Consider the following 1,575-nt stretch of genomic DNA (forward strand, 5'->3'; position numbering starts at 1 on the left):
TGTTCACATTGCCGCCGCCAATGTGGGAGTGGATGTCGATGGCGCCAGCCATCACGATGCAGCCGCTGGCTTCGATGATCCGGTCGGCCGCCCCTCCCGCCGGCGCCGAAACGATCTTGTCGTCCTTGACCCAAAGGTCGCCCTTGCCGAGACGGCCGTTGACGGGATCGATGATGTCGCCGCCGGCGATTTTCGTCAGCATGGCAGTGGCTCGGCGAAAGCGTGGCTAGCGATCAGGCGGATGATCATCGCGGCGGAGGGCAATTGCGAGGCCGCTTGCGCATCGATCGACCTGAGCGAGCCCGTGCGGCTGGAGTAGACAACCGCATCGTGATCGACCCCAGCTTCGCCGATGGCGATGGTGACTGCGGCGCCGGCAACCGGCTCTTGCGTTTTCGTCAACGCAATCAACGCCATGCGTCGCTTTTTTTCCTTCGGCTGGGCAGTTATGGCGGAGATCCGCAGGTGCAGGTCGGCTTCGCCGGCAGCGATCATGCGAGCCACATCGCAGCGCCAGGGATCGAATTCCGGGAAACCGCGCGCAAAGCCGGTGCGCAGCGGAAAACCTGTCATCCAGGCCGAGGCGAGCGTGCTTCCCCAGCCGCTTTCGTTCGCCGGCAGATGAAGGCCGGATGCGCGCGATTTGTGATTGAGATCGGCGATCAGTCCTTGCAGCATCTCCAATGCCAGGCCTTCGGCGGCGTGGCCTGAAAACAGGAACACGGGAAAATGCGCGGCCGCCAACGCTTTGGCGAAATCATTGAAATTCGACACCGGTTGCGATGTACGCCGCCCTTTGTGCTGTGTCCTCAGCGCCGCCAGCGTGGCGGCGAGGCTAGCTTGGCCACAGGAAAGTCGCGTTGCCTCGCGCCCGCCGTTCAGCGGCGGCACAGACATCCCGTTCGGGCCTACCACGAAGAACGCGCGCTGGTTCACGGTCGAGAGGTCGGGAACCGTCCCGGCGAGTTCGCCAACAAGACCATGATGGATCCGCGGGAGCTCGCCCACGATCACCACGACATCGGCACGCCGGCGCGTCTCTCCGGGGGCGACGGTCATTGCCCCCTTGTCCGTAAAAAGCGCAGTCTCCCGGGCAAGTGCCGCGCCATCGGCATGGTCGTATGCCGCGCCAGCCCTCTCAGCCAGCGCGATCGCCGCCCTCGTGCCGTCTATATCCGTATCAAAGCTGAAAACCGGGCACCGACTTGACGACAGTAGCGACGCGGCATGCGCAGCCGCGCGCTCAATCAGCGCTTCCCGGTTGCCGATCCAAGCAACCGCCATTCGCTAAACTACTTTCTGGTGCCGCCACGATCCTAGACGAAACTGGATTGGCCGTGAACCCCACCTTGCAGCGGATCAGCGAATGTTTTCATACGCTATCAACAAATTCCGACCCTGCTTAGTCATATTTGACGTAAGCGAAGCGTTGATCGGTCAGCGGAGTGCCCTCCAGCGCCCCGCCTTCCTTGGCCGGCTGCCACTGGACAACATCCTCGATCTTTTTCGCCAACTCGAAATCCTTGTCGGTAATGCCTTTCGCCGCGTGGTTCATCAGGCGCACCTCGACCCAGG

At 62.6% G+C, this 1,575-nt stretch carries 2 protein-coding genes and 1 pseudogene; all 3 read right to left on the minus strand.

The annotated features are described in order from the left end of the window. A pseudogene (locus tag EN893_RS33230) lies at positions 1-202 on the minus strand (formylmethanofuran dehydrogenase subunit A); the annotation flags it as partial. Then, the gene (locus EN893_RS33235; RefSeq protein WP_127269824.1) at positions 196-1,284 is read right to left on the minus strand and encodes a tungsten formylmethanofuran dehydrogenase; all 1,089 of its coding nucleotides are present in this window, start codon (positions 1,282-1,284) and stop codon (positions 196-198) included. The gene EN893_RS33235 and the pseudogene EN893_RS33230, both read right to left, overlap by 7 nt. Positions 1,285-1,402: 118 nt before the next feature. Continuing rightward, the coding region (locus EN893_RS33240) for a 4a-hydroxytetrahydrobiopterin dehydratase (RefSeq protein ID WP_206640225.1) at positions 1,403-1,575 on the minus strand (173 nt) is incomplete at its 5' end.

Source organism: Mesorhizobium sp. M7A.F.Ca.CA.004.04.2.1 (assembly GCF_004022825.1).
Classification (GTDB): Bacteria; Pseudomonadota; Alphaproteobacteria; order Rhizobiales; family Rhizobiaceae; genus Mesorhizobium.